At 73.2% G+C, this 25201-nt stretch carries 7 protein-coding genes; 1 reads left to right on the top strand and 6 read right to left on the bottom strand.

The window, feature by feature from the left end; genetic code table 11:
• Window positions 1-58: 58 nt before the first annotated feature.
• The 6 genes from hisC to ACFY6S_RS01045 all read right to left on the bottom strand — a co-directional run bounded on the left by hisC (window position 59) and on the right by ACFY6S_RS01045 (window position 5385).
• Window positions 59-1171 (bottom strand): histidinol-phosphate transaminase, encoded by a 1113-nt coding sequence (gene hisC / locus ACFY6S_RS01070; protein WP_388830131.1) that lies wholly within the window; start codon window positions 1169-1171, stop codon window positions 59-61.
• 70 nt (window positions 1172-1241) lie between these two features.
• A complete protein-coding gene (locus ACFY6S_RS01065; RefSeq protein WP_388830128.1) occupies window positions 1242-1499 on the bottom strand; it encodes an acyl carrier protein in 258 nt (85 codons plus the stop codon).
• Between the two features lie 20 nt (window positions 1500-1519).
• Window positions 1520-2599 carry a 4-hydroxy-2-oxovalerate aldolase gene (gene dmpG, locus ACFY6S_RS01060; RefSeq protein ID WP_388830125.1) on the bottom strand — a complete coding sequence of 360 codons (1080 nt, stop codon included), beginning with the start codon at window positions 2597-2599 and terminating at the stop codon, window positions 1520-1522.
• A complete protein-coding gene (locus ACFY6S_RS01055) occupies window positions 2596-3513 on the bottom strand; it encodes an acetaldehyde dehydrogenase (acetylating) (RefSeq protein ID WP_388830122.1) in 918 nt (305 codons plus the stop codon). The genes dmpG and ACFY6S_RS01055 overlap by 4 nt, the downstream gene beginning before the upstream one ends.
• A gap of 78 nt (window positions 3514-3591) precedes the next feature.
• Window positions 3592-4386, bottom strand: coding sequence for a 2-keto-4-pentenoate hydratase (locus ACFY6S_RS01050; RefSeq protein ID WP_388830119.1), 795 nt, complete (start codon window positions 4384-4386; stop codon window positions 3592-3594).
• A gap of 12 nt (window positions 4387-4398) precedes the next feature.
• Window positions 4399-5385: a class I SAM-dependent methyltransferase gene (locus ACFY6S_RS01045; protein ID WP_388830116.1), complete on the bottom strand. Its 987-nt coding sequence runs from the start codon at window positions 5383-5385 to the stop codon at window positions 4399-4401.
• A 569-nt stretch (window positions 5386-5954) separates the two neighbouring features.
• On the opposite strand from ACFY6S_RS01045, the gene ACFY6S_RS01040 reads away from it, so the two are divergent.
• Window positions 5955-25169, top strand: coding sequence for a non-ribosomal peptide synthase/polyketide synthase (locus ACFY6S_RS01040; RefSeq protein WP_389461100.1), 19215 nt, complete (start codon window positions 5955-5957; stop codon window positions 25167-25169).
• The last annotated feature ends 32 nt before the right edge of the window (window positions 25170-25201 follow it).

The raw sequence follows: 25201 nt of genomic DNA, 5'->3' as shown, positions 1-25201 counted from the left end.
CGTTCGCGGGGTTGGCTCACCCGAGGCGGCCGGGGCGGCCTGGGCGGCCGGGGGTCGTTCACCGTTCGGCCGCTCGTGACTCGACCGCTCCGGCCCCGGCCTGCGCCCCCGTGAGCCATTCGGCCGACGCGGCGAGGAAGGCGTCGTTGTCCTCGGCGCGACCGATCGACACCCGCACGCCCTCGCCCGGAAACGTCCGCACGGCGATGCCCCTGCCCGTGCACCACCTGCCGAACGCGGCCGAGGCATCGCCCAGCCGGAGCCAGAGGAAGTTGGCGTGACCGGCCGGAACGTCCCAGCCGTGGGCCGCCAAGGCGTCCCGGACCCGGCCGCGTTCCGCGACCACGGCGTCGACGCGGCGCAGCAGCTGGTCCCTGAGCCCGAGGGCCGCCACGGCCGCACGCTGCGCGACCCCGCTCACCGCATAGGCGAGGCAGGCTTTGCGTAGTTGCTCGACCACGCGCGGATGACCCACGAGATAGCCGACCCGCAGGCCGGCGAGCCCATAAGCCTTCGAGAACGTGCGCAGCACCACGAGGTTCGGGTGCGCCGCGCAGAGGTCCAGGCCGCTTGAGGCGGCCGGCTCGCGCGCGTACTCGTAGTACGCCTCGTCGAGGGCGACCAGGCAGGTCGCCGGGGCGCGCGCCAGGAAATTCCGCAGCGCCTCCCGGGTGACCACCGTGCCCGTCGGATTGTTGGGATTGCAGATCAGGACCAGCCGCGTGGCGCCCGTGATCCGGTCGGCCATGGCCGGGAGGTCGTGCTCGCCGTCGGCCAGAGGCACCCGCACGGAGCGCAGGCCGGCGAGGTCGGCGAGAACGGGGTACAGCTCGAACGACCGCCAGGCGTAGACGACTTCGCTGCCGGGGTCGGCGACGGACTGCATCAGCGTCTGGAGGAGCGCGACGGACCCCGCGCCGACCACGACGCTGTCGTCCGTGATGCCGTGCCGCCGCGCGATCGCACGCGTCAGCTCACCGCACCCCGGGTCGGGGTAGCGGTTCACCGTCGAGGCCGCGTCCGCGATCGCTTCCACGATGCCCGGCAGCGGGTCGTGGGGAGACTCGTTCGCCGACAGCGGGCGGGTGCGCGCCGCTGCCGTGTGCACGCCCTCGGTCGCCCGGTAGGCGGCGAGACGGCCGAGGACCGCGCGGAGTCGGGGCAAGGACAAGAGGGGCTCCCAAGCTCGCAAGGCCGGTGCGTCGTGGTCCGGCGGGTTGTCCGGTGGTCGTGGGTCGGGCTCAGGAGCGCCCCTCGGCGGCCCGGGCTCCGGCGCGCTCCATCCGCTGCGCCAGCAGACGCCCGATGTCCCCGACCGTGGCGGCGTCCAGCAGCTCGTAGTCGTGGATCTCGACGCCGAACCGGCTGTGCAGCAGCGCCGCCAGTTCCACGGCGGTGAGGGAGTCGAGACCCACCTCCGCGCGGCCGGCCGTCGGCACGACGTCCTCCTCCCTCATCTGGAGGTCGTCCACCAGGATGCCTTTGAGTACCTCGTACATGGCTCGTTCCTCTTTCGCCGTCACAGCTGACCGGAGAGCCGCGGTCGGCCGGCGGGCCGGCCGCCGCGGGCCTTCTCCCGCAGGGTGAGCGCGACATCCACGATGAGGTCTTCCTGGCCGGCCACCGCCTGGCGCTCGCCCAGCTCGAAGAAGACGTCGCGCGGGTCGACCCCTTCGCGCCGGGAGACGTCCAGGACCCGGTTCTTGAAGCCGGAGAACACTCCGGACAGGCCGCTGACGACGCCGACGGAGTCGATGGTCGGCGGGGCGGGCATCAGCTCGCGTCCGGCGAGGTCCGCCGCGTCCAGGAGACCGTACAGATCGATGCCCGTGGCGAACCCCATCCGCTCCAGCACCGGTACCAGGACTTCGAGCTGGGTGTTGCCGGCCCCGGCTCCGAAGCCCCGGGCGCAGGCGTCCACGATGTCCGCCCCCGCCTCGACGGCGGCGACGGAGTTGGCGACGGCCATACCGAGGTTGTTGTGCCCGTGGAACATCACCGGTACGTCGACGGCCCGGCGGATGGCGCCGACGCGTTCCGTCACGTCGGCCGGCAGGAAGTGGCCGGAGGAGTCGAGAATCCCCACCCCGCTCGCCCCGTACTCCACGAGCCGGGCGCACTCCTCCGCCAACTGCGGGGGAGTGGCCATATGGCTCATCAGGAGAACGCCGTGCGCCTCGACACCGGCGTCGCGGAGGAACCCCAGATGCCGCTCGGCGAGGTCCCCCTCGGTGCAGTGCGTGCCGATCCGCACCATGTCGACGCCGTGGGAGACGGCCCTCTTGAGGTCCTGGACGGTGCCCCATCCGGGGATCATGAAAGCGGCCATCCTGCTGTTCGGCAGCGCCTCCCGTACGACGGACAGCATCTCGTCGTCACCGAGCCGCGCCCGGCCGGCCTGGAGGGAGGAGGCGCCCAGGCCGTTGCCGTGCCCCACCTCGACCACCGGTACGCCAGCGGCGTCCGCCGCTGCCGCGTACCGGCGGAGCTGGTCGGGGCCGAGGGCGTGGCGGACCGCGTGATGTCCGTCGCGCAGGGTCGGATCATGCACGAGGACCGGCTTGCGCGTACCGCTCCCGCTGTCCGCCGTCCCGGTCACGACATCACCGCCCGGGCCGTCGGGACGTGCGCCGCCGCGTACACTTCGGCGACCTGGAGCGCGGCGGAGTTGATGATGTCGAGGTTGCCCGCGTACCCCGGAATGCGGTCACCGGACGAGGTGACCTCGACGGCGACGAGCGCCTTCCCGTCGTCCACGACGCACGCCGTGACCTCGAAGCCACCGGCGAACGCCCGGACCGGTTCCGTCGCGGCCGCCACGGCCGCGCGCACCGATGACGCGGTCAGCCCTTCCCCCAGCACGGACATGGCGACCCGGAAGGTCGCCGGCGGCCTGGCGGGGCTCACATTGAGGATCGCCTTGACGTTCTCGACCCCCGTGAAGCCACGGACCGCCTCCTCGGTGGTCTCGATGTACTCGTCGAGATTCAGCCGGGTGGACGGGCCCACACTGGGACTTGCCGCGGTGGCCACCACCTCGACGTAGTCGATCCGGTGCCGCCGCGCGATCGCGTGCAGGATCGGGATCGACGCCTGGCCGCCACAACTGATCATGTTGATGTCGCCGTGGTCCAGGACGTCCGCCCCGTTCACGGTCGGGACCACCATCCGCCCCACCTTGCTCGGCGTCAGGTCGACGAGCATCGTCCCGAGGGGCCTCAACCGCTCCGCGTGCTCGGCGTGCGACACGGCGTTGGTGGCGTCGAAGACCACGTCGAACGGGTCCGGAGCGTCGACCAGGGACTGGACGCCGCCCGCCGCGGTCGGCAGCCCGAGCCTGGCCGCGTGCCGCAGCCCCGGCGTGTCCTCGTCGCGTGCCACGACCAGACGGCAGTCGAGGGAGCGCGAACGCGTGATCTTGGCAGCGAGGTCGATGCCGATGAGGCCGGCGCCGAGCACCGCCGCGGACAGTCGCCCGTCTCTTCTCCTGGCTGTGCTCATGACTGTGCTCATGGCTGTGTCGCCCTTCCTTGTGCGCGGACCCGCCTCGACGAGCCCTGGTACGGCGTTCCGGTCGGAAGGACAGTGGCCCTAGGGTCCGTCCACGTGCAGGGTGAGGGAGCCCAGGCGGTCGAACTCGGCGACGAACGTGTCCCCGGGACCCATCGGGACCGCGGCGTGGAGCGCCCCCGTCATGATCAGCTGCCCCGCCTCCAGGGACACCCCGCGCGCGCCGAGCACGTTCGCCAGCCATGCCACGACGGCGACCGGATCCCCCAGGGCAGCGGCGCCGGCGCCGGTCGCCACGATCTCGCCGTTGCGCGAGAACACCATGCCGATCAGACGGGGGTCGCACCGCGCGGGGGAGACGACGGGCCGGGCCAGGGCCACGGCACCGTTCGACGCGAGATCCGCGATGGTGTCGGCGAGGCCGATGCGCCAGTCCTCGATCCGGGAGTCGACGATCTCCAGCCCCGCCATGATCTCGGCGACGGCGCCGCGCGCCTGCTCCGGCGTGACGCCGGGGCCCTTGAGGGGCGCGCCGAGCCGGAAGACGATCTCCGCCTCCACCTTGGGCGCGATGAACGAGTCGCACGAGACGGTCGCCCCGCCCCCGTACACGGTGGAGGCCAGCACGGGGCCGTAGTCCGGCGTGTCGACACCGAACATGTCCTGCATCGCGGCGGAGGTGAGGCCCGCCTTGTACCCGACGACGCGATCGCCGTCCGCGACGAGCATCCGCACGAGTTCGCGCTGGACGGCGTACCCGTCGTCCATGCCCAGGGTGGGGTCGGCGTCGGTGAACGGCGCGACGGGTACCCGCTTCGCGCGCGCCTCGTAGAGGGCTCTCGCCCGTGCCGTGGTGTCCTCGGCCGATATCGTCACAGTGCTCCCGTCCTATCCGGCGGCCACGAACATCCGGCTGCCGGGCATCCGCAGCGGTGTGCTGGTCACGTCCGAGAACCCGGCCCGGCGGAACGCGGCGTGCCACTCCTCCTCGGGCGGCAGCCGTACGTCCATCGAGCCGGCGTGCAGGTAGGTGAAGAGTGCGCTGAAGCCGCGCTCCCTCGGACCGGCGACGTAGGGCACCGCGTCGGTCACCACGAGGCACCCGCCGTCCGCGATCGACGCCCGGCAGGTGCGCAGCACACCGTCGAGCACGTCGGGCCTGCTCACCACGTCGTGCATCACGAATCCGGCGTGCACGACGTCCGCGTCGCGCACCGGAGAGGGGTCATCGGCGAGCGATTCGATCGAACGGTTCACCACCCGCAGACGATCGCCGACCTCGGCCCGCCGGGCGGCCCCTTCGGCCTCCTCGCAGGCCGCCGCGCTCAGGTCCAGTGCCAGCCCGGTGCTGTCCGGCAGGGTGGTCAGCAGATGGATCAGCAGTCCGGCCGTTCCCGCGCCGAGATCCACGATCCGCCGGGGTTCGCGCCGGGTGATCTCCGAGATGACGCCGGGGTAGAAGCCGTACGACCCGATCCACCGGGACGAGACCGCCACCCGCCGCCCGTCCCGCCGGTATTGCCCGCCCGCCGCCTCCGGATCGCGGAGAAACAGCCCCGCGTTGTCGATGTACGGGCGGTTCGCGTTGAGCGCCCAGGAGAGGTAGCCGGCCGCGTACCGGCGGTCCGCCATGTCGGAGCAGGGGGTGAAGTGGTGCGCGTCCTCGCCCCGCTCCAGCAGTCCCGCGCGGAGCAGCGCGTCCAGAAACGCGGCGGCACCGGACTCGGGCACCTCGGCGGTGGCCGTCACCTCGTGGAGGGTGAAGGGCGCGGCCCGGTCCAGGAGGGCGGAGAGGCCGAGGCCCTCGGCGATCTCGAGGAGAGCGGCGTCGGCGGCGAGATCGGCGGCGGTCTCCCTGGAGTCGGTACTGTTCATGCGTCACTTCCGAATTGAGGAGGAAACTTCTCGAAGCAGGGCGTCGTAGGGTGTCCCACGCATGCGAGCCGGGTGACATCGGGCAGAGGCGGCCGGTCCCGGTCGGCCCCGCCGTACGGCTGCGAAGGGTGGGACAACCGGTCCGGCGCCCGTGACCGATCTTCCATGCGTCATGATTCGGTGACGCGCGGTCCGGCGACATCGGTGACGACCGCCGTTACGGCCGCGGTACCGCACGCCCCCGGCATCGGCGGGGCGCCGTCGAGGCATCGACCGGCGGGCCGGGCTCCCTGCCGCCACCTCGTCCGCGCGCCTCCGCGGGAGTGGGGACACGAGCGCCGCTCCGGGGCCGACCCGGCCGGCGGAACGGCGGGAGAACCGCGGGGCGAGGCGTAACTGTGGCTCCCACCGATGCCGTGAGCAGGCATGTCTTTGGAGCATCGCACCCGTTGGAGTGGATGCACGGTTGGGTCGGCGCCCGGATCCCCGGCTGCCGCGGGGATCGCCCGCAGCCCTGTCACAGACGTTCTCCTTCCTTCGTCGGATGCGCCCGCCCGTAAGGAGTTCTTGTGATCCCCGCGTCGTACGCGCAGCGTCAGATGTGGTTCCTGGACCAGATGGAAGGCCCGACCGCGCTCTACAACATCCCGCTGGTGCTGCGGATGTCCGGACGGCTGGACGTCGTGGCGCTGCGGGCCGCGCTGGACGACGTCCTGGCCCGGCACGAGAGCCTGCGCACACGTTTCCCGCAACGGGACGGGGAGCCGTACCAGCAGATCCTCACCCCGGACGAGGCGAGCGTCGGGCTGACCCTGGTTCCCACTCCCGCCGAAGCGGTGGAGTCCGGTATCGTCCGCGCGTCCCTGGAGGTCTTCGACCTGGCGGCCGACATCCCCCTGCGGGCCACGCTGCTCACGCCGGTGTCCGGGCGGCCTTCGGCGGACCGCGACGCGGTGGTGACCGGTGAGTGCGTGCTGGTGCTGGTGGTGCACCACATCGCGGGCGACGGGTGGTCGGTGGCCCCGCTGGGGCGGGATCTCTCCGCGGCGTACGCGGCGCGGTGTGCCGGGCGCGCGCCGGACTGGGAACCGTTGCCGGTGCAGTACGCCGACTACGGCCTGTGGCAGCGGGAGTTGCTGGGCGAGGCGGACGACCCGGACAGTGTGCTGGCCAGGCAACTCGCGTACTGGCGCGAGACGCTGGCCGGGGCGCCGGAGGAACTGGCCCTGCCGGTGGACCGGCCGCGGCCGGCGACCACCGATCACGCCGGCGGACTGGTACGGATCGACCTGCCGGCCGACCTGCGTGCCGGGTTGGCGGAGCTGGCGGCGCGGCAGGGTGTGACGGTGTTCATGGTGTGGCAGGCGGCGGTGGCGGTGCTGCTGTCGAAGCTGGGTGCGGGGGAGGATGTCGCGATCGGCAGTCCGGTGGCCGGTCGTAATGATCAGGCGCTGGAGGATCTGGTGGGGTTCTTCGTGAACACGCTGGTGGTGCGTACCGATCTGTCCGGTGATCCGAGTTTCGCCGAGGTGCTGGGCCGGGTGCGGCGGAGGGTGCTGGGTGCGCTGGAACACCAGGAGGTGCCCTTCGAGCGGTTGGTGGAGGAGCTGGCCCCGGCCCGCTCGGCGGGCCGGCATCCGCTGTTCCAGGTCAATGTCACACTCCACAACACCCCCGAGGGCACGGTGGACCTGCCGGGCCTGGTGGTCCGGGCCCGGCTGGGAGAGGTGCCCCTGGCCAAGTTCGACCTGGACTTCCAGGTGATGGAACGGTTCGACAGCCAGGGCCGGCCGGCCGGTACGGACGCCGCGCTCATCTACGCCGCCGCCCTGTTCGACCGGGCCACGGCGGAAGACCTCGTGGCCCGCCTCGTCCGGGTCCTGCGCGGGGTCGTCGCCGATCCCGGAGTCGGGCTGGACCGCCTTGAGGTGCTGGACGCCGAAGAACGCCGCCGGACGCTGGTCGAGTGGAACGACACCGCACGCCCGGTGGCGGCCGCGACGGTGCCGGAGCTGTTCGCCGCGCAGGCGGCCCGCACTCCCGGGGCCGTGGCCGTGGTGTCGGGCGGGCAACGGGTCACGTACGCGGAACTGGACGCGGAGTCCAACCGGTTGGCCCGGTACCTGATCGCGCGGGGGGTGGGCCCGGAGTCGCTGGTGGCCGTGGTGATGGACCGCTCGCCCGAGCTGGTCACCGCGCTGCTGGCGGTGATGAAGGCGGGTGGCGCGTATCTGCCCGTCGACCCGGAGTACCCGTCCGAGCGCGTCGCCTCGACGGTCGCCGACGCGGCCCCGGCCGCCCTGCTGACCACTGCCGAGGTCTCCGGCCGCCTGGGCCGGTCAGGAGCACAAGCCGGACTGTCCGCGCCGCGGTGGGTCGTGCTGGACGATCCGCAGGTGCGGTCCTCGGTGGCCGGGCAGGACGCACACGCCCTGGTCCAGGCCGACCGAGCCGCCCCGCTCCGGCCCCAGCACCCGGCCTATGTGATCTACACCTCCGGATCGACCGGTGCGCCCAAGGGGGTCTCGGTCGCTCACGCGAGTGTGGTGGCCCTCCTTCAGGGGGCGGGGGAGCGGTTCGGCTTCGACGGCGCGGACGTGTGGACCTGGTTCCACTCCTTCGCGTTCGATTTCTCGGTGTGGGAGCTGTGGGGCGCCTTGCTGCACGGCGGACGCCTGGTGGTGGTTCCGTTCGAGGTCTCGCGCTCCCCCGAGGAGTTCCTGCGCCTGCTGGAGCGGGAGCGGGTGACGGTGCTCAGCCAGACCCCCTCGGCCTTCCACCAGCTCGTGCGGGCCGACGGGCAGCACGCCGAGGTGAGCGCCGGACTGGCGCTGCGGCTGGTGGTGTTCGGCGGCGAGGCGCTCGACCTGCCCCGGCTGCGGGAGTGGTACGCCCGGCACCGGGACGGGGCGCCGGCGCTGGTGAACATGTACGGCATCACCGAGACCACCGTGCACGTCAGCCACCTCCGGCTCGACGCGGCCACGGTGGACGGGGAACACGTGGGCAGCCTCATCGGGCACCCGCTGGACAACACCCGGGTGTACGTTCTCGACGGCTTCCTCCAACCGGTGCCGGTGGGGGTGGCGGGCGAGCTGTACGTGGCCGGTGCCGGGCTCGCCCGGGGATACCCGCACCGCCCTGGCCTGACCGCCGAGCGGTTCGTGGCCTGCTCGTTCGAGGGCGCCGGCGGGCGGATGTACCGGACCGGGGACGTGGTGCGCTGGACCCGCGGCGGACGGCTGGAGTTCGTGGGACGGGCGGACGACCAGGTCAAGATCCGCGGGTTCCGGATCGAGCCGGGCGAGGTGGAGGCCGTGCTGCTCGCCCACGAACAGGTGGGGCAGGCCACGGTGGTGGTCCGGGAGGACCAGCCGGGCGACAGGCGTCTGGTGGCGTACGTGGTCCCGGCGACGCCCGGATCCGCGCGTGCCCACGGCCAGGGGGACCCCGCGGCCCGGGAGGACCCGAGCGCACTCGCCGGTGAACTGCGTACGTACGCGGGCGCGTACCTGCCCGAGTACATGGTGCCGACCGCGGTGGTGGTGCTGGACGCCCTGCCGTTGACGGTGAACGGGAAGCTGGACCGGAAGGCGCTGCCGGCGCCCGACGTGTCCGTGCGGGAGCACGGGCCGCGCACACCGCGCGAGGAGATCCTGTGCGAGGAGTTCGCCGCGGTGCTCGGGCTGCCGCGGGTCGGTGTCGACGACAACTTCTTCGAGCTGGGCGGGCATTCGCTGCTCGCGGTGTCCTTGGTCGAACGGCTGCGGCAGCGCGCGCTGGCGGTCGACGTGCAGTCGTTGTTCACGGCACCGACGGTGGCCAGTCTGGCCGTGGTGGCCGGTCGGTCCGAGATCGAGGTTCCCCCGAACATGATTCCGGCGGGCGCGGCGGCGATCACGCCGGGCATGCTGCCGCTCGTCGATCTGACCACCGAGGAGGTCGAACGGATCGTCACGCGGGTACCGGGCGGGGCGGCGAACGTGGCGGACGTGTATCCGCTGGCGCCGCTGCAGGAAGGCATCTTCTTCCACCACCTCATGCGGGACACCGGCAACGACGCGTACGTCGTGTCCATGGTGCTGGAGTTCGATTCCCGGGCCCGGCTGGACCGCTACCTGGACGCTTTCCAGACGGTCGTGGACCGGCACGACACATTCCGGACGGTGTTCCTGTGGGAGGGCCTGCGGGAGCCGGTCCAGGTGGTGCTCCGCGAAGCGCGGCTCCCCGTACGGGAAATCACCCTGGACGGCGAAAGCCCGGACACCGTACAGGAGTTGCTGGCAGCGAGCGGTTCGGCGATGGACATCGCCCGGCGCCCGTTGCTGCGGGTGTGCGTCGCGGCCGATCCGGACGGTGAACGCTGGCACGGCGTGCTGCAGTTCCACCATCTCGTGCAGGACCACACCGCCCTGGACCTGGTGCTGGACGAGATGCACGAGATCCTGGACGGTCGGGGCGACCAGCTCCCGGCGCCCCTGCCGTTCCGCACGTTCGTGGCGCAGGCACGGCTGGGCATACCGCCGGCGGAGCACGAGCGGTACTTCGCCGAACTGCTGGGAGACGTGGCGGAGCCGACGGTTCCGTTCGGGCTGGTGGACGTGCACGGGGACGGTACGGCTGTCCGGGAGGCCCGGCTGCCGGTGGACGGGCGGCTGGCGGTGCGGTTGCGGCAGCAGGCCGGCCTGCTGGGGGTGAGCCCGGCGACGGTGTTCCACACCGTGTGGGCCCGCGTCCTGGCAGCGGTGTCCGGCCGCGACGACGTGGTGTTCGGCACCGTGCTGTTCGGACGGATGAACGCCGGAGCGGGCGCCGACCGCGTTCCGGGACTCTTCATCAACACGCTGCCGGTGCGCGCCCGGGCCGGCAGCGGCGTCGGTGTGCGGGACGCGATGCGCGCGATGCAGACCCAGCTCGCCGACCTGATCGTGCACGAGCACGCCTCACTGGCCCTCGCCCAGCGGGCCAGCGGCGTCCGCGCCCCCGCTCCGCTGTTCACCGCCCTGCTGAACTACCGCCACTTCTTCAGCGGCGACTGGGTGGCGCCCAGGCCGCACGGGGCCGAGATCGTCGGCTCCTGGGACCGGACCAACTACCCCCTCGTCGTGTCCGTGGACGACAGCGACTACGAGTTCGCCTTCGTGGTGCAGGTGGCCGCGGCGATCGACCCGGACATGATCACCCGCCTGCTGCACACCACCACCGAGAACCTGATCAACGCCCTGGAACAGCACCCGGACACCCCGCTCCAGCACATCGACGTCCTCCCCGCGGCCGAGCGACGGCGCATTCTGGCGGAGTGGAACGACACCGCCCGCCCGGTGCCCGTCACCACCCTGGCGGACATGTTCACCGCCCGGGCCGTCCGCACCCCCGACGCCGACGCCCTGGCCCACGAAGACCTGCGGCTCTCCTACGCCGAGCTGGAGGCGCGTTCCAACCGCCTCGCCCGGTATCTGATCACCCGCGGCGTGGGGCCGGAGTCCCTGGTCGCCGTGGTGATGGACCGCTCGCCCGACCTGATCACCGCGCTGCTGGCGGTGCTCAAGGCCGGTGGCGCCTACCTCCCGATCGACCCCGGCCAGCCCGCCGCACGCGTCGCCTTCCTGTGCGCCGACGCCGCCCCGGTCGCCCTGCTCACCTCCACGGCGATCGCCGACCGGCTGCGGGAACCCCACGCGGACGGCCACGGACCGGACGCCGGACCGCGGTGGATCGTGCTGGACGACCCGGCGGTCCTGGCGGCGACGGCCGACCAGGACCCGCGCGCACTCACCCAGGCCGACCGGATCACCCCGCTGCGTCCGGACCACGCCGCCTACGTGATCTACACCTCCGGCTCCACCGGGACGCCCAAGGGCGTCGTGGTGGAGCACGCGAACGCCGTGAACCTCATGGCCGACCGCTGGCCCGACCTGGACGGCGACAGCCGGCTGCTGCAGTTCGCCTCGATCGGCTTCGACGTCGCGACCTGGGAGATCATGATGGCGTTCTCCGCGGGGGCGTGCCTGGTGGTGGCCCCGGCCGAGCAACTGCTGCCCGGAGCCGGACTGGCCGGTGTGATCGCCCGGCACGCCGTCACGCACCTGCAACTCCCGCCCACGGTCCTCGGCATGGTGGAGACCGAGGCCGACCTGGCGACCGTACGGACACTGCTGGTCGCGGGCGAGGCACTGAGCTCCGAACTCGTCGACCGGTGGGGCGCCGGCCGCTGGTTCGGCAACGCGTACGGACCGACCGAGACCACCGTGATCGCCGCGTCCGCGGGCCCGCTGCGCCCCGGTGACCTGCCCTGCGTCGGCCGGCCCCTCCCCAACACCGGCGTCTACGTCCTCGACGAACACCTCGCGCCCGTACCGGTGGGAGTGGTGGGCGACCTCTACGTCTCCGGCTCCGGTGTCGCCCGTGGGTACCTGAACCGCCCGGGGCTCACCGCCGGCCGGTTCGTGGCCGATCCGTTCCAGGCGGCGGCGGAGCCCGCCGCCGGTCCGGCGGCCGGGAGCCGCCCGGAGCCCCACGGCGGGCGCATGTACCGCACCGGCGACAGGGTGCGCTGGACCGCTGACGGTCAGCTCCTCTACGTCGGCCGCGCCGACGACCAGGTGAAGATCCGCGGCTTCCGGATCGAGCCGGGCGAGATCGAGGCGGTGCTGGCCGCGCACGAGCGGGTCGCGCAGGCCGTGGTCGTCGTCCGGGAGGACACCCCCGGTGACAAGCGCCTGGCGGCCTACCTCGTCCCCACCGCTGACCCCGGCACGGGCACCGGCGGGCAGCTGGAGCCGGCCGTACGCGGGTACCTGGCGAGCAGGCTGCCGGAGTACATGGTGCCGTCGTCGATCGTCGTACTGGAGCGGCTGCCGCTGATGGTGAACGGCAAGCTGGACCGGGCCGCCCTCCCGGCGCCGTCCCACGCGCCCGACGCGGGGCGGCGGCCCGTCACCATGCGCGAGGAGCTGCTGAGTTCGCTCTTCGCGCAGGTGCTGGGCATGCCCCGCGTCGGGGCCGACGACGACTTCTTCTCCCTCGGCGGGCATTCGCTGCTCGCCGTGCGGCTGGTCGGCAGGATCCGCGCGGTCTTCGGTGCGGAGGTGCCGGTGCGGACGGTGTTCGAGGCGCCGACCGTGGCGGGTCTGGCGGTGCGGTTGGCGGAGGCCGGTGGGGTGCCCGCCCGGCCCGCCGTGGCGGCCGGGCCGCGTCCGGGGGCGCTGCCGCTGTCGTACGCCCAGCGCCGGCTGTGGTTCCTGGACCGTCTCGAAGGGGCGAGCCCGCTGTACAACGTCCCGCTGGTGCTGCGGTTGTCCGGGCGGCTGGACGTGGCGGCGCTGCGCGCGGCGCTGGCCGACGTGGTGGCGCGGCACGAGAGCCTGCGGACCCGCTTCCCTGCGGTGGAGGGCGAGGCGTACCAGGAGATCGTGCCCGTCGCCGAGGCGCGGGTCGCCCTGCCTCTGGTCCCGGTCGCCACCGCTGACGAACTGGCGGAGCGGATCGAAGGGGCCACCTCCCACGCCTTCGACCCGGCGACCGAACTGCCCGTGCGGGCCGCGCTGTTCGCGCTCGGCTCGGACCGGCCGCCGCCGCAGGACGCCCCGGTGGTGACGGGGGAGTGCGTGCTGGCGCTGGTCGTGCACCACATCGCGGCCGACGGGTGGTCGCTGGGGCTGCTGTGGCGGGATCTGTCGGTGGCCTACGCGGCGCGGTGTGCCGGGCGCGCGCCGGGGTGGGAGCCGCTGCCGGTGCAGTACGCCGACTACACACTGTGGCAGCGCAAGCTGCTGGGCGAGGCGGACGATCCGGACAGTGTGCTGGCCGGCGAGATGGCGTACTGGCGCAAGACGCTGGCCGGGGCGCCGGAGGAACTCGCCCTGCCGGTGGACCGGCCGCGGCCCGCGGAGGCCGGCCACCGGGGCGGGCTGGCGAGCTTCCGGATGCCCGCGGAACTGCACACCGAACTGGCGGAGCTGGCCCGTGCCGAGGGCGTGACGATGTTCATGGTGTGGCAGGCCGCGGTGGCGGTGCTGCTGTCGAAGCTGGGTGCGGGGGAGGACATCGCGATCGGCAGCCCGGTGGCCGCCCGCAACGACCAGGCGCTGGAGGATCTGGTCGGGTTCTTTGCGAACACGCTGGTGGTGCGTACCGATCTGTCCGGTGACCCGAGCTTCGCCGAGGTGCTGGGCCGGGTACGGCAGCGGGTGCTGGGCGCGCTGGAGCACCAGGAGGTGCCCTTCGAGCGCTTGGTGGAGGAGCTGGCCCCGGCCCGTTCCATGGCCAGGCACCCGCTGTTCCAGGTCGCCCTGACCCTGCACAACGTCCCGGACGTGGCGCTCGATCTGCCCGGCGTCGAGGTCGGCGCCGTGCCGCCCGGGGCACAGGGCGCCAAGTTCGACCTGGACCTTGAGGTGGTCGAGCGTTTCGACTCGCTGGGCCTGCCCGCCGGCCTCGACGGCGCCATCACGTATGCCGCCGAGCTGTTCGACCAGGCCACGGTGGACACGCTCGTCACCCGGCTGATCCGGATCCTGCGGGCGGTCGTCGCCGACCCCCGTCGGCCCATCCGCGGCATCGACCCGCTGGATACCGCGGAGCGGCGGCAGATCCTGACGGAGTGGAACGACGCCGCGCGTTCCGTGCCCGCGGACACGCTGCCGGAGCTGTTCGCCGCGCGGCCCGGGCGTACGCCCGACCTCGCGACGTCGGCACCCGGTGGGGAGCGCGCGCCCCTCGCGCCCCCGCCGGGCGGCACGCGCGTCTACGTCCTGGACGGCTCCCTCGAACCGGTGCCGCCGGGGGTGGCCGGTGAGCTGTATGTGACGGGTGCCGGGCTCGCCCGTGCGGAGAGCGACCGTCCGGGTCAGGTCGCCGAGCGGAGCGTGGCCTGCCCGTTCGAGGAGCCCGGCACACGGATGTACCGCACCGGTGACGTGATGCGATGGGACCGCGCCGGTCGGCTGGAGCTCGTGCGCCGGGCCGACGAGGGGGCGGCATCCGCCTCCGTCGCCCCGGCCGCCTCCGACTCCCGCTCCGGCACGGCACGAAGCCGGCCGGCCACCGTGTACGAGGAACTGCTGTGCGCGGTGTTCGCCCAGGTGCTGGGCGTGGAGCGGGTCGGGGCCGACGACAGTTTCTTCGCGCTGGGCGGGCACTCGTTGCAGGCGGTGCGGCTGGCCAGCCGGATCCGCACCGTGCTGGGGGTCGAACTGCCCGTCCGGGTCCTCTTCGAGGCGCCGACTGTGGCGGGTCTGGCGGTGCGGTTGGCTGAGGCGGGTGGTGTGCCCGCGCGGCCCGCTGTGGTGGCCGGGGTGCGTCCGGGGGTGTTGCCGTTGTCGTTTGCGCAGCGGCGGTTGTGGTTGGTGGACCGGCTTGAGGGCGCGAGTGCGCTGTACAACGTTCCGTTGGTGCTGCGGTTGTCGGGGCGGCTTGATGTGGGGGCGTTGGGGGCGGCGCTGGGTGATGTGGTGGCGCGGCACGAGAGCCTGCGGACGCGTTTCCCGGTGGTGGAGGGGGAGCCGTTCCAGGAGATCGTGCCTGCCCGCGAGGCGGGTGTGGAGCTGCCGGTGGTCCCGGTCGCCCCGGACGGGCTGGAGGCGGAGATCGACCGGGCGTGCTCGCACGTCTTCGACCTCGCGCGCGAACTGCTCCTGCGCGCCACGCTGTTCACCCCGGGCGCCGATCGGCCGTCCCCCGATGCCGGGGCGCCGGTGACGGGGGAGTGCGTGCTGGTGCTGGTCGTGCACCACATCGCGGGTGACGGCTGGTCCATGGGAGTGCTGTGGCGGGATCTGTCGGTGGCGTACGCGGCGCGGTGTGCCGGGCGCGCGCCGGGCTGGGAGCCGCTGGCGGTGCAGTACGCGGACTACGCGTTGTGGCAGCGGGACATGCTGGGCGATGCGGGCGCACCGGACAGTGTGCTGGCCGGTCAGGTGGCGTACTGGAAAACGGAACTGGACGGCGCTCCGGAGGAGTTGGAGCTTCCGGTGGACCGGCGACGGCCTGCGGCGGCCAGTCACCGAGGCGGCTGGGCGGCGATCGACGTCCCGCCGGAACTCCATGGCGGACTGGCGGAGTTGGCCCGTGCCGAGGGCGTGACGATGTTCATGGTGTGGCAGGCCGCCCTGGCGGTGCTGCTCTCCAAGCTGGGCGCGGGCAAGGACATCCCGATCGGCAGCGCGATCGCCGGACGGACCGACCAGGCGGTGGAGGATCTGGTCGGGTTGTTCATGAACATGCTGGTGGTGCGCACCGATCTGTCCGGTGACCCGACCTTCGCCGAGGTGCTGGGCCGGGTGCGGCGGTCCGCTCTGGGCGCGCTGGAGCACCAGGAGGTGCCCTTCGAGCGGTTGGTGGAGGAGCTGGCCCCGGCCCGTTCCATGGCCAGGCACCCGCTGTTCCAGGTCACCATGACGGTGCAGAACGTACCCGAGGCGACGATCGACCTGCCCGGCCTCCACGTCGAGGCCCGTCCGGGCGGGGCCACCATGGCCAAGCTCGATCTCGACTTCCAGGTCGTCGAGCGCTTCGACGGCCAGGGGCGCCCCGGCGGCATGCTCGGCGGGCTCACCTACGCCACCGACCTCTTCGACCGGGCCACGGCCGAGACGCTGGTCACCCGGTTGCTCCGCCTCCTGAAGACCGTCACCGCCGGCCCCGCCCGCCCGATCAGCCGCCTGGACCTGCTGGACCCCGCCGAGCGGCGGCGACTGCTGACGGAGTGGAACGGCGACCGCCGTCCGGCCGCCGTCACGGTGCCGGCGCTGTTCACCGAGCACGCCACCCGTGCCCCCGCGGCCATTGCCCTGACGTCCGGCGGGGAACGGGTCTCCTACGGTGAACTGGAGGCCCGGTCCAACCGTCTCGCCCGGTACCTGAGCGACCGCGGGGTGGGACCCGAGTCCCTCGTCGGGGTGGTCATGGACCGGTCGGTCGATCTGGTGACCACTCTGCTGGCGGTGCTGAAGGCCGGCGGCGCTTATGTGCCCGTCGACCCCGGTCAGCCGGCCCAGCGCATCGGGCAGGTGCTGCGGCAGGCCGGCGTGGACGTGTGCCTGGTCGACCCGGTGTACGCGCCGGCCGTGCGGGAGCACGCCGGCACGGTGGAGGTCGTGGCCGAAGGGCACGGGCCGCGGGCTCCGTGGGCCGGTGCGCCGGACTCGCCCGTACCGGCGCGGGTCCTGCCCGACCAGCTGGCCTATGTGATGTTCACGTCCGGATCGACGGGTGAGCCCAAGGGCATCGCGACCACCCACCGGGACATCCTGGAACTGGCGGGCGACCGCTGCTGGCACTTCTCCGGGCAGGCCAGGGGCCTGTTCGCGGCGCCGCACACCTTCGACGGCTCCACCCTCGAACTGTGGGTACCGCTGCTGACCGGCGGGCAGGTGATCGTCGCCCCCCGGGGCCGGATCGACGCGGCGCTGCTCAGGTCGCTGATCGGCGAACACAGGCTGACCCACGTCCAGTTGACCGCCGGCCTGTTCCGCGTGATCGCCGAGGAGGACCCCACCGCCTTCGCCGGGGTGCACGAGGTGTTCACCGGCGCGGACGTGGTCCCCGCCGCGGCGGTACGGCGCGTGCTGGAGGCCGCGTCCCCGATCACGGTCCGCAACACGTACGGCCCGACCGAGGTGACCGTCATCGGCACCCAGATACCGATCCAGGATCCCGAGTCGCTCGGGGACGTCGTGCCGGTCGGGTATCCGATGGACGACACACGGATGTACGTGCTCGACGAGTACCTCAACCCCGTGCCGACGGGCGTGGCCGGTGAGCTGTACATCGCCGGCGCCGGGCTGGCCCGGGGGTATCTGAACCGTCCGGGACCGACCGGCGAGCGCTTCGTGGCCTGTCCCTTCGAGGGAGCCGGCGCGCGGATGTACCGGACCGGCGACGTGATGCGCTGGAACCGCGCCGGTCAGCTGGAGTTCGTGAGCCGGGCGGACGACCAGGTGAAGATCCGGGGCTTCCGCGTCGAGCCGGGTGAGGTCGAGGCCGTGCTGGCCCGGCACGAGCTGGTCGCCCAAGCGGTCGTCCTCGCCCGCGAGGACACCCCCGGTGACAAGTACCTCGCCGCCTACGCCGTCCTCACCCACGACGCGGCCGACGTCGAATTCGCCACGGTGGCACGGGACTTCCTGGCGAGCCGGCTGCCGCAGTACCTGGTGCCGTCGGCGGTGGTGGTGCTGGAGCGGCTGCCGCTGACGGTGAACGGCAAGGTCGACCGGGCCGCGCTGCCCGCGCCGCACCACGCCGCCGGCACGGAGGGCGGCAGGCGGCCGGCCACCGTGTACGAGGAGCTGCTGTGCGCGGTGTTCGCCCAGGTGCTCGATGTGCCCCGGGTCACCGTGGAGGACGACTTCTTCGCGCTGGGCGGGCATTCGCTGCTGGCCGTGCGGCTGGTCAGCCGGATCCGGGCGGTCATGGGTCTTGAGGTCCCGGTACCGGCGGTGTTCGAGGCGCCGACTGTGGCGGGTCTGGCGGTGCGGTTGGCTGAGGCGGGTGGTGTGCCCGTGCGGCCCGCTGTGGTGGCCGGGGTGCGTCCGGGGGTGTTGCCGTTGTCGTTTGCGCAGCGGCGGTTGTGGTTGGTGGACCGGCTTGAGGGCGCGAGTGCGCTGTACAACGTTCCGTTGGTGCTGCGGTTGTCGGGGCGGCTGGATGTGGTGGCGTTGCGGGCGGCGCTGGCCGACCTGGTGGCGCGCCACGAGAGCCTGCGCACGCGTTTCCCGCAACGGGACGGGGAGCCGTTCCAGGAGATCGTGCCTGTGGGTGAGGCGGGTGTGGAGCTGCCGGTGGTCCCGGTCGCCCCGGACGGGCTGGAGGCTGAGATCGACCGGGCGTGCTCGCACGTCTTCGACCTCGCGCGCGAACTGCCCGTGCGGGCCGCGCTGTTCGCGCTCGGCTCGGACCGGCCGCCGCCGCAGGACGCCCCGGTGGTGACGGGGGAGTGCGTGCTGGTGCTGGTCGTGCACCACATCGCGGGTGACGGCTGGTCCATGGGGCCGCTGCTACGGGATCTGTCCGCCGCCTACGCCGCCCGCCGCGCCGGGCGCGCGCCGGGCTGGGAGCCGCTGGCGGTGCAGTACGCCGACTACGGCCTGTGGCAGCGGGACATGCTGGGCGATCCGGGCGCACCGGACAGTGTGCTGGCCGGTCAGGTGGCGTACTGGAAAACGGAACTGGACGGCGCCCCGGAGGAGTTGGAGCTTCCGGCGGACCGGCGACGGCCCGCGGCGGCCAGTCACCGAGGCGGCTGGGTGCCGCTGACCGTGCCGGCCGATCTGCGTGCCGGGTTGGCGGAGCTGGCGGCGCGGCAGGGTGTGACGGTGTTCATGGTGTGGCAGGCGGCGGTGGCGGTGCTGCTGTCGAAGCTGGGTGCGGGGGAGGATGTCGCGATCGGCAGTCCGGTGGCCGGTCGTAATGATCAGGCGCTGGAGGATCTGGTGGGGTTCTTCGTGAACACGCTGGTGGTGCGTACCGATCTGTCCGGTGATCCGAGTTTCGCCGAGGTGCTGGGCCGGGTGCGGCGGAGGGTGCTGGGTGCGCTGGAGCACCAGGAGGTGCCCTTCGAGCGGTTGGTGGAGGAGCTGGCCCCGGCCCGCTCCATGGCCAGGCACCCGCTGTTCCAGGTCATGCTGGCGGTACAGAACGTTCCCGGGGCGGCGGTCGACCTGCCGGGCCTGGACATCGAGGCCCGGCCCCCCGAGGTCCGCATGGCCAAGTTCGACCTCGACTTCCAGATCGAGGAGCGCTTCGACGACCAGGGGCGGTCGGCCGGTCTGAACGGCGGGATCACCTACGCCGCCGACCTCTTCGACCGGGCCACGGCCGAGACGCTGGTCACCCGGCTGATCCACCTCCTGCGCACGATCACGGCCGACCCCCAGCGGTCCCTGAGCGGAATCGACCTCCTCGCCGCCGACGAGCGGCGGCGCGTCCTCACCGAGTGGAACGACACAGCACGCCCGGAACCCGCCGCCACCGTGCCCGAGCTGTTCGGGGCGCAGGCCGCCCGCACCCCCGACGCCGTCGCGCTGGTGTGCGGCGCGGCGCGGATGACGTACGCGCGGCTCGACGCGGAATCCAACCGCCTCGCCCGGCACCTGATCGACCACGGGGTGCGTCCCGAATCCGTGGTGGCGGTGGTGATGGACCGCTCGCCCGAGCGGATCGTCCTGCTGCTGGCGGTGCTGAAGGCCGGGGGCGCCTATCTGCCGATCGACCCGTCGTACCCCACCGGTCGCATCGGTCTCATGGTGGCCGACGCGGCTCCGGTCGCCCTGGTCACCACCGCGTCCCTCGCGGACCGACTCGACCGGCCCGACCCGGACCCCCTCCGCCCGGGGGCGGGCCCGGAGCGGATCACGTTGGACGATCCGGCGGTGCGGGCGGCGGTGGCCGGCCGGGACGACGGCCCGCTCACCCGGCTGGACCGAGCGGTACCGCCGCGTCCCGACCAGGCCGCCTACGTCATCTACACCTCAGGCTCCACCGGCACGCCCAAGGGCGTCACGGTCACCCACCGGGGGATCGACCGTCTGGTGCGTCCGGCCGAGTACGCCGGCGTACGTCCCGGTGAAGTCGTGGCGCACCTCGCCTCCGTGTCGTTCGACTGCACCACCTTCGAGATGTGGATCCCCCTGCTCAACGGGGCGACACTCGCGGTCGGCCCCGCCGGGACGCTGTCCGTGCCCGCCCTCGGCCGCTTCCTGGCCGGACACCGGGTCACCGTCGCCGTCCTGCCCACGGGACTGCTGCACCAGGTGGTGGACATCGACGTCGAGGCGCTGCGCGGTGTCCGCACCCTCCTCACGGGCGGGGACGTGCTCTCGGTACCGCAGTGCCGGACCCTGCTCGAAGCCCTGCCGGGCACCCGGCTCGTCAACGGGTACGGCCCGACGGAGAGCACCACCTACACCCACACCCACCCGGTCACCGGGGCCGACATCGGCGACGGGGGCGACATCCCCCTCGGACGCCCGCTGGCCGACACCCGGGCGTACGTGCTGGACGAGCGGCTCGCTCCGGTGCCGGTGGGGGTGGTGGGAGAGCTGTATCTGGCCGGCGCCGGGCTGGCCCGGGGGTATCGGAGGCGTCCGGGGCTGACCGGTGAGCGGTTCGTGGCCTGTCCCTTCGAGGGAGCCGGTGCGCGGATGTACCGGACGGGCGATCTGGTGCGCTGGAACCGTGCCGGTCAGCTGGAGTTCGTGGGCCGTACGGACGACCAGGTCAAGATCAGCGGCTTCCGGGTCGAACCCGCCGAGGCCGAGGCGGCGCTCGCCGCGCACGAGCTGGTCGCCCAGGCGGTGGTCGTGGTCCGCGAGGCCGCCCCGGGCGGCAAGCGCCTGCACGGATACGTGGTGCTCCGGCCCGACGCCGTCTCCGCCGGGGAACCGGGCGCCACCGCGGTGGCCCCCGCGATACGGGAGTCCCTGGCGGCCCGGCTGCCGTCGCACCTGGTGCCGTCGTCGGTGATGGTGCTGGAGCGGCTGCCGCTGACGGCGAACGGCAAGGTCGACCGGGCCGCGCTCCCGGCGCCGGACCACCGCTCCGGTGCGGGGCGGTCGCCGGCCACCGCCCGCGAGGAGCTGGTGTGCTCGGCGTTCGCACACGTGCTGGGGGTACCGCGGGTCGGGGCCGAGGACGATTTCTTCGCCCTGGGCGGGCACTCCCTGCTGGCGGTGCGACTCGTCAGCCGCATCCGCGCCGTCCTCGGGGTGGAGGTCTCCGTACGGGCCGTGTTCGAGGCGCCGACCCCGGCCGGTCTCGCCCGGGGGCTGGCGCGGCCCGGCGGCGCGGCGCGGCCGGCGGTGGTCGCCGTCCCGCGTCCGCGCGAGCTGCCGGTGTCCCCCGCGCAGAGCCGGCTGTGGTTCCTGGACCGGCTGGAGGGGCCCAACCACATGTACAACATCTGCCTGCGGCTGCGGCTGTCCGGGCAGCTGGACACCGCGGCCCTGCGGGCGGCCCTCGGCGACGTCGTGGCCCGGCACGAGAGCCTGCGGACCACCTTTCCCCTGGTGGGCGACCAGCCGTCCCAGCGCGTCCGGCCCGTCGAAGAGGCGGCAGTCGACCTGCCGGTCACCGCGGTCGGGGCCGAGGAGCTGGAGGAACGCCTCGGCGGGCTCGCCGCCCACGCCTTCGACCTCGCCGCCGAACACCCGCTCAGGGCCGACCTGTTCCGCCTGGCTCCCGGCGGGTCGCCCGACGGGGAGGAGTGGGTGCTCTCGGTGGTCCTCCACCACATCGCGGGGGACGGGTGGTCGATGGGCCCGCTGTGGCGGGACCTGTCGGAGGCGTACGCGGCGCGGTGCGCGGGACACGCGCCGGAGTGGGAGCCGCTGCCGGTGCAGTACGCCGACTACACGCTGTGGCAGCGGGCGTTGCTGGGCGAGGCGGACGACCCGGGAAGCGTGCTCGCCGGGCAGGTGGCCTACTGGAAGGACCGGCTCCGGGGGGCGCCCCAGGAGCTCGCCCTCCCGGTCGACCGGGCGCGGCCGGCGGTGGCGAGCCGCCGCGCCGGATGGGTGCCGCTGCGGATACCGGCGGAGGTGTACGCGGGGCTGACCGAGCTGGCGCGCGGTCAGGGCGTGACGATGTTCATGCTGCTCCACGCGGCGGTCGCGGTGCTGCTGTCGAGGAGCGGAGCCGGCCGGGACATCGTCATCGGCAGCCCGGTGGCCGGCCGGCTGGACCAGGCCCTGGACGACCTCGTCGGATTTTTCGCCAACACCCTCGTGCTGCGCACCGACCTGTCGGGCGACCCGGACTTCGTGGAGCTGCTCGACCGGGTGCGCGCGGCCAGCCTGGAGGCGTTCGAGCACCAGGACGTCCCCTTCGAGCGGCTGGTGGAGGAGCTCGCCCCGGCACGTTCGATGGCCAGGCCCCCGCTGTTCCAGGTCCTGCTCGCCGTGCAGAACAACCCGCGGACGGTGCCGCGGCTGCCCGGTGTGCGGGTGGCCGAGAAACCCGCCGGGCTGCTGTCGGCCAGGTTCGACCTGGACATCGAGGTCCACGAGCGTCGTGACGAAGCGGGGACGCCGGTCGGCCTGGACGGCGGGATCGTGTTCGCGGCCGAGCTGTTCGACCAGCTCACCGTGGAGACCCTGGCGGCCCGGCTGGTGCGGGTCCTGGAGGCGGTCACCGCCGATCCCGCCGCGCCGGTCCACCGTATCGACCTGCTCGACGGCGCGGAACAGCGGCGGATGCTCCAGGAGTGGAACGACACCGCCCGCCCGGTGCCGGAAGCGACCCTCGGCGACCTGTTCCGCCGGCAGGCCGACCGTACCCCCGACGCCCTCGCACTCGTCCACGAGGGCGAGCGGATCTCCTACGCGGAGCTGGACGCGCGGACCAGCAGGCTCGCCCGGTACCTGATCGCCCGCGGCGCGGGACCGGAAGCCGTGGTCGGTGTCGTCCTGGACCGCTCGGTGGAACAGGTCGTCGCACTCCTGGCCGTCGTCAAGGCCGGCGGCGCCTACCTGTCCATCGACCCGGGCCAGCCGCTCCGGCGCATCGAGCAGGTGCTCGCCGACGCCTCTCCCGCGGTCGTGGTGAGCACCGGCGAGATCGCCGCCGATCTGCTCGAACGCCGCTGCGGCCAAAACCGGTTGGCGGGCAGGGCGGCGGAGTGGATCGGGCTGGACGACCCGGCGGTGCGGGCGGCCGTGGCCGCGGCGGACGCCCGAGCGATCACCGACGCCGACCGGACGGCGCCGCTGCTGCCCGGCCACCCGGCCTATGTGATGTACACCTCCGGGTCCACCGGCACCCCGAAGGGCGTGACCGTCCCGCACCACGGGGTGGTCAACCAACTGGCCTGGATGCAGGAGGAGTTCCGCCTGAGCGTGACGGACCGGATCGTGCAGAAGGCGTCGTTCGCGTTCGACGCCTCGGTGTGGGAGCTGTTCTGGCCGTTGCTGAACGGCGCCGGAATGGTGATGGCCCGACCCGGCGGCCACCGCGATCCCGGGTATCTCACCGAACTGATCGACCGGGAACAGGTGACGGTCGTCCAGTTCGTCCCCTCCATGCTGCGGGCGTTCCTGGAGGACGCCGCCGCCGTGGAGAAGTGCACCGGTCTGCGGACGGTCATCTGCATCGGGGAGGCACTTCCGGCGTCGGTGCGCGACCGCTTCCACACAGTGCTGTCCGTGCCGTTGCACAACCTCTACGGCCCCACCGAGGCGTCGGTCGCCGTCACCTCGTGGCGGTGCGATCCGCGGCGGGACGGCACGACGGTGCCGATCGGACGGCCGCTGTGGAACATCCGGGCGTATGTGCTCGACGGAGGGCTCCGGCCCGTGCCGCCGGGCGTGGCGGGCGAGTTGTACGTGGCCGGCGCCGGGCTGGCCCGTGGCTATCTGGGACGTCCGGCGCTGACGGCCGAGCGGTTCGTGGCCTGCCCGTTCGGACCGGCCGGTGAGCCGATGTACCGGACCGGGGACGTGGTGCGGTGGAACGCCGAGGGAAGCCTGGAGTTCGTCGCCCGGGTGGACGAGCAGGTGCAGATCCGGGGTGTCCGGATCGAGCCGGGTGAGATCGAGGCGGCGCTGACCGCACACGACCGGGTGGCGCAGGCGGCGGTCGTCGCCCGTGAGGACACCCCTGGTGACGCGCGGCTGGTGGCCTATGTCGTCGCGGAGGCCGGGGCCGGTGACGGGGCGACCGGTGAGGCCGGAGGCGGTGACGGCGGAGCGCGGCTGGACACGGTGGTGCGGCAGTTCGCGGCGAGCCGGCTGCCGGACTCCATGGTGCCCTCGGCGGTGGCGGTGCTGGAGCGGCTGCCGCTGACGGCGAACGGCAAGCTGGACCGGGCCGCGCTGCCCGCACCGGAGTACTCGGCCGGCGCCGGGAGGGGCGGACGGGGCCCGGCCACGCTGCGGGAGCAGCTGCTCTGCTCGATCTTCGAGCAGGTGCTCGGAGTGGCGCCCGTCGGGGCCGAGGAGAGCTTCTTCGAGCTGGGTGGACACTCGCTGATGGCGGTGCGGCTGGTCAACCGGATGCGGGCGGTCCTCGGCATGGAGGTGCCGATGCGGGCGGTGTTCGAGGCGCCGACCGTGGCCGGCCTCCTCGCCCGGAGCGCCGAGGGCGGCGAGCGGAAGCCCACGGACGTGCTGGTGCCCCTGCGGCCGGCCGGCGACCACGCCCCGTTCTTCTGCGCCCACGCCATCATGGGGCTCGGCTGGGAGTACGGCTGGCTGGCCGACCGCGCGCCGGAGCAGTACCCGTTCTACGCCCTGCGGCCCCGGGGCCTGGACGCGGGCGCGGCCGAGCTGCCCGACTCGCTGTCACGGATGGCCGCCGACTACGTCGCGCAGATCCGTACCGTGCAGGCCCACGGCCCGTACCACCTGCTGGGCTGGTCCTTCGGCGGCCATGTCGTCCAGGAGATGGCCGCTCAACTGGAGGAGGCCGGCGAAGAGGTGGCGGCCCTGGTCGTGGTGGACGCGAGCCCGGTGGACGGCCGTCCCACCGCTGAGGTGCGGGCGGACTTCGCCGAGCAGGAGAACACGGTGGCCGAGGCCCTCACCGGCGAGGAGCACGAGGCGTACGTCCGGATCGTCCGCAACAACACGAAGATCCTGCTGGCGCACCGGACGCGGAAGACGGCCGGCGACCTGCTGCTGATCTCCGGTGACTCGGACGCGAAGGCCGACCTGTGGCGCGTCTCGGTGTCCGGCGAGGTCCGGGAGCACACGCTCGACTGCCCGCACCGCGAGATGCTGCTGAACCCCGAGGCCGCGCGGCGGATCTGGGACATCGTGGCGGACGAACTGGGCGCCGCCGGGACCGACTAGCCCCGTGCGGGGCGCATTGCCCTGCACGGGCA

The sequence above is a fragment of the Streptomyces sp. NPDC012835 genome (assembly GCF_042900885.1).
Lineage (GTDB): Bacteria > Actinomycetota > Actinomycetes > Streptomycetales > Streptomycetaceae > Streptomyces.
Note: the sequence above shows the minus strand (reverse complement) of the source record. Positions and strands in the feature narration are given on the sequence as shown.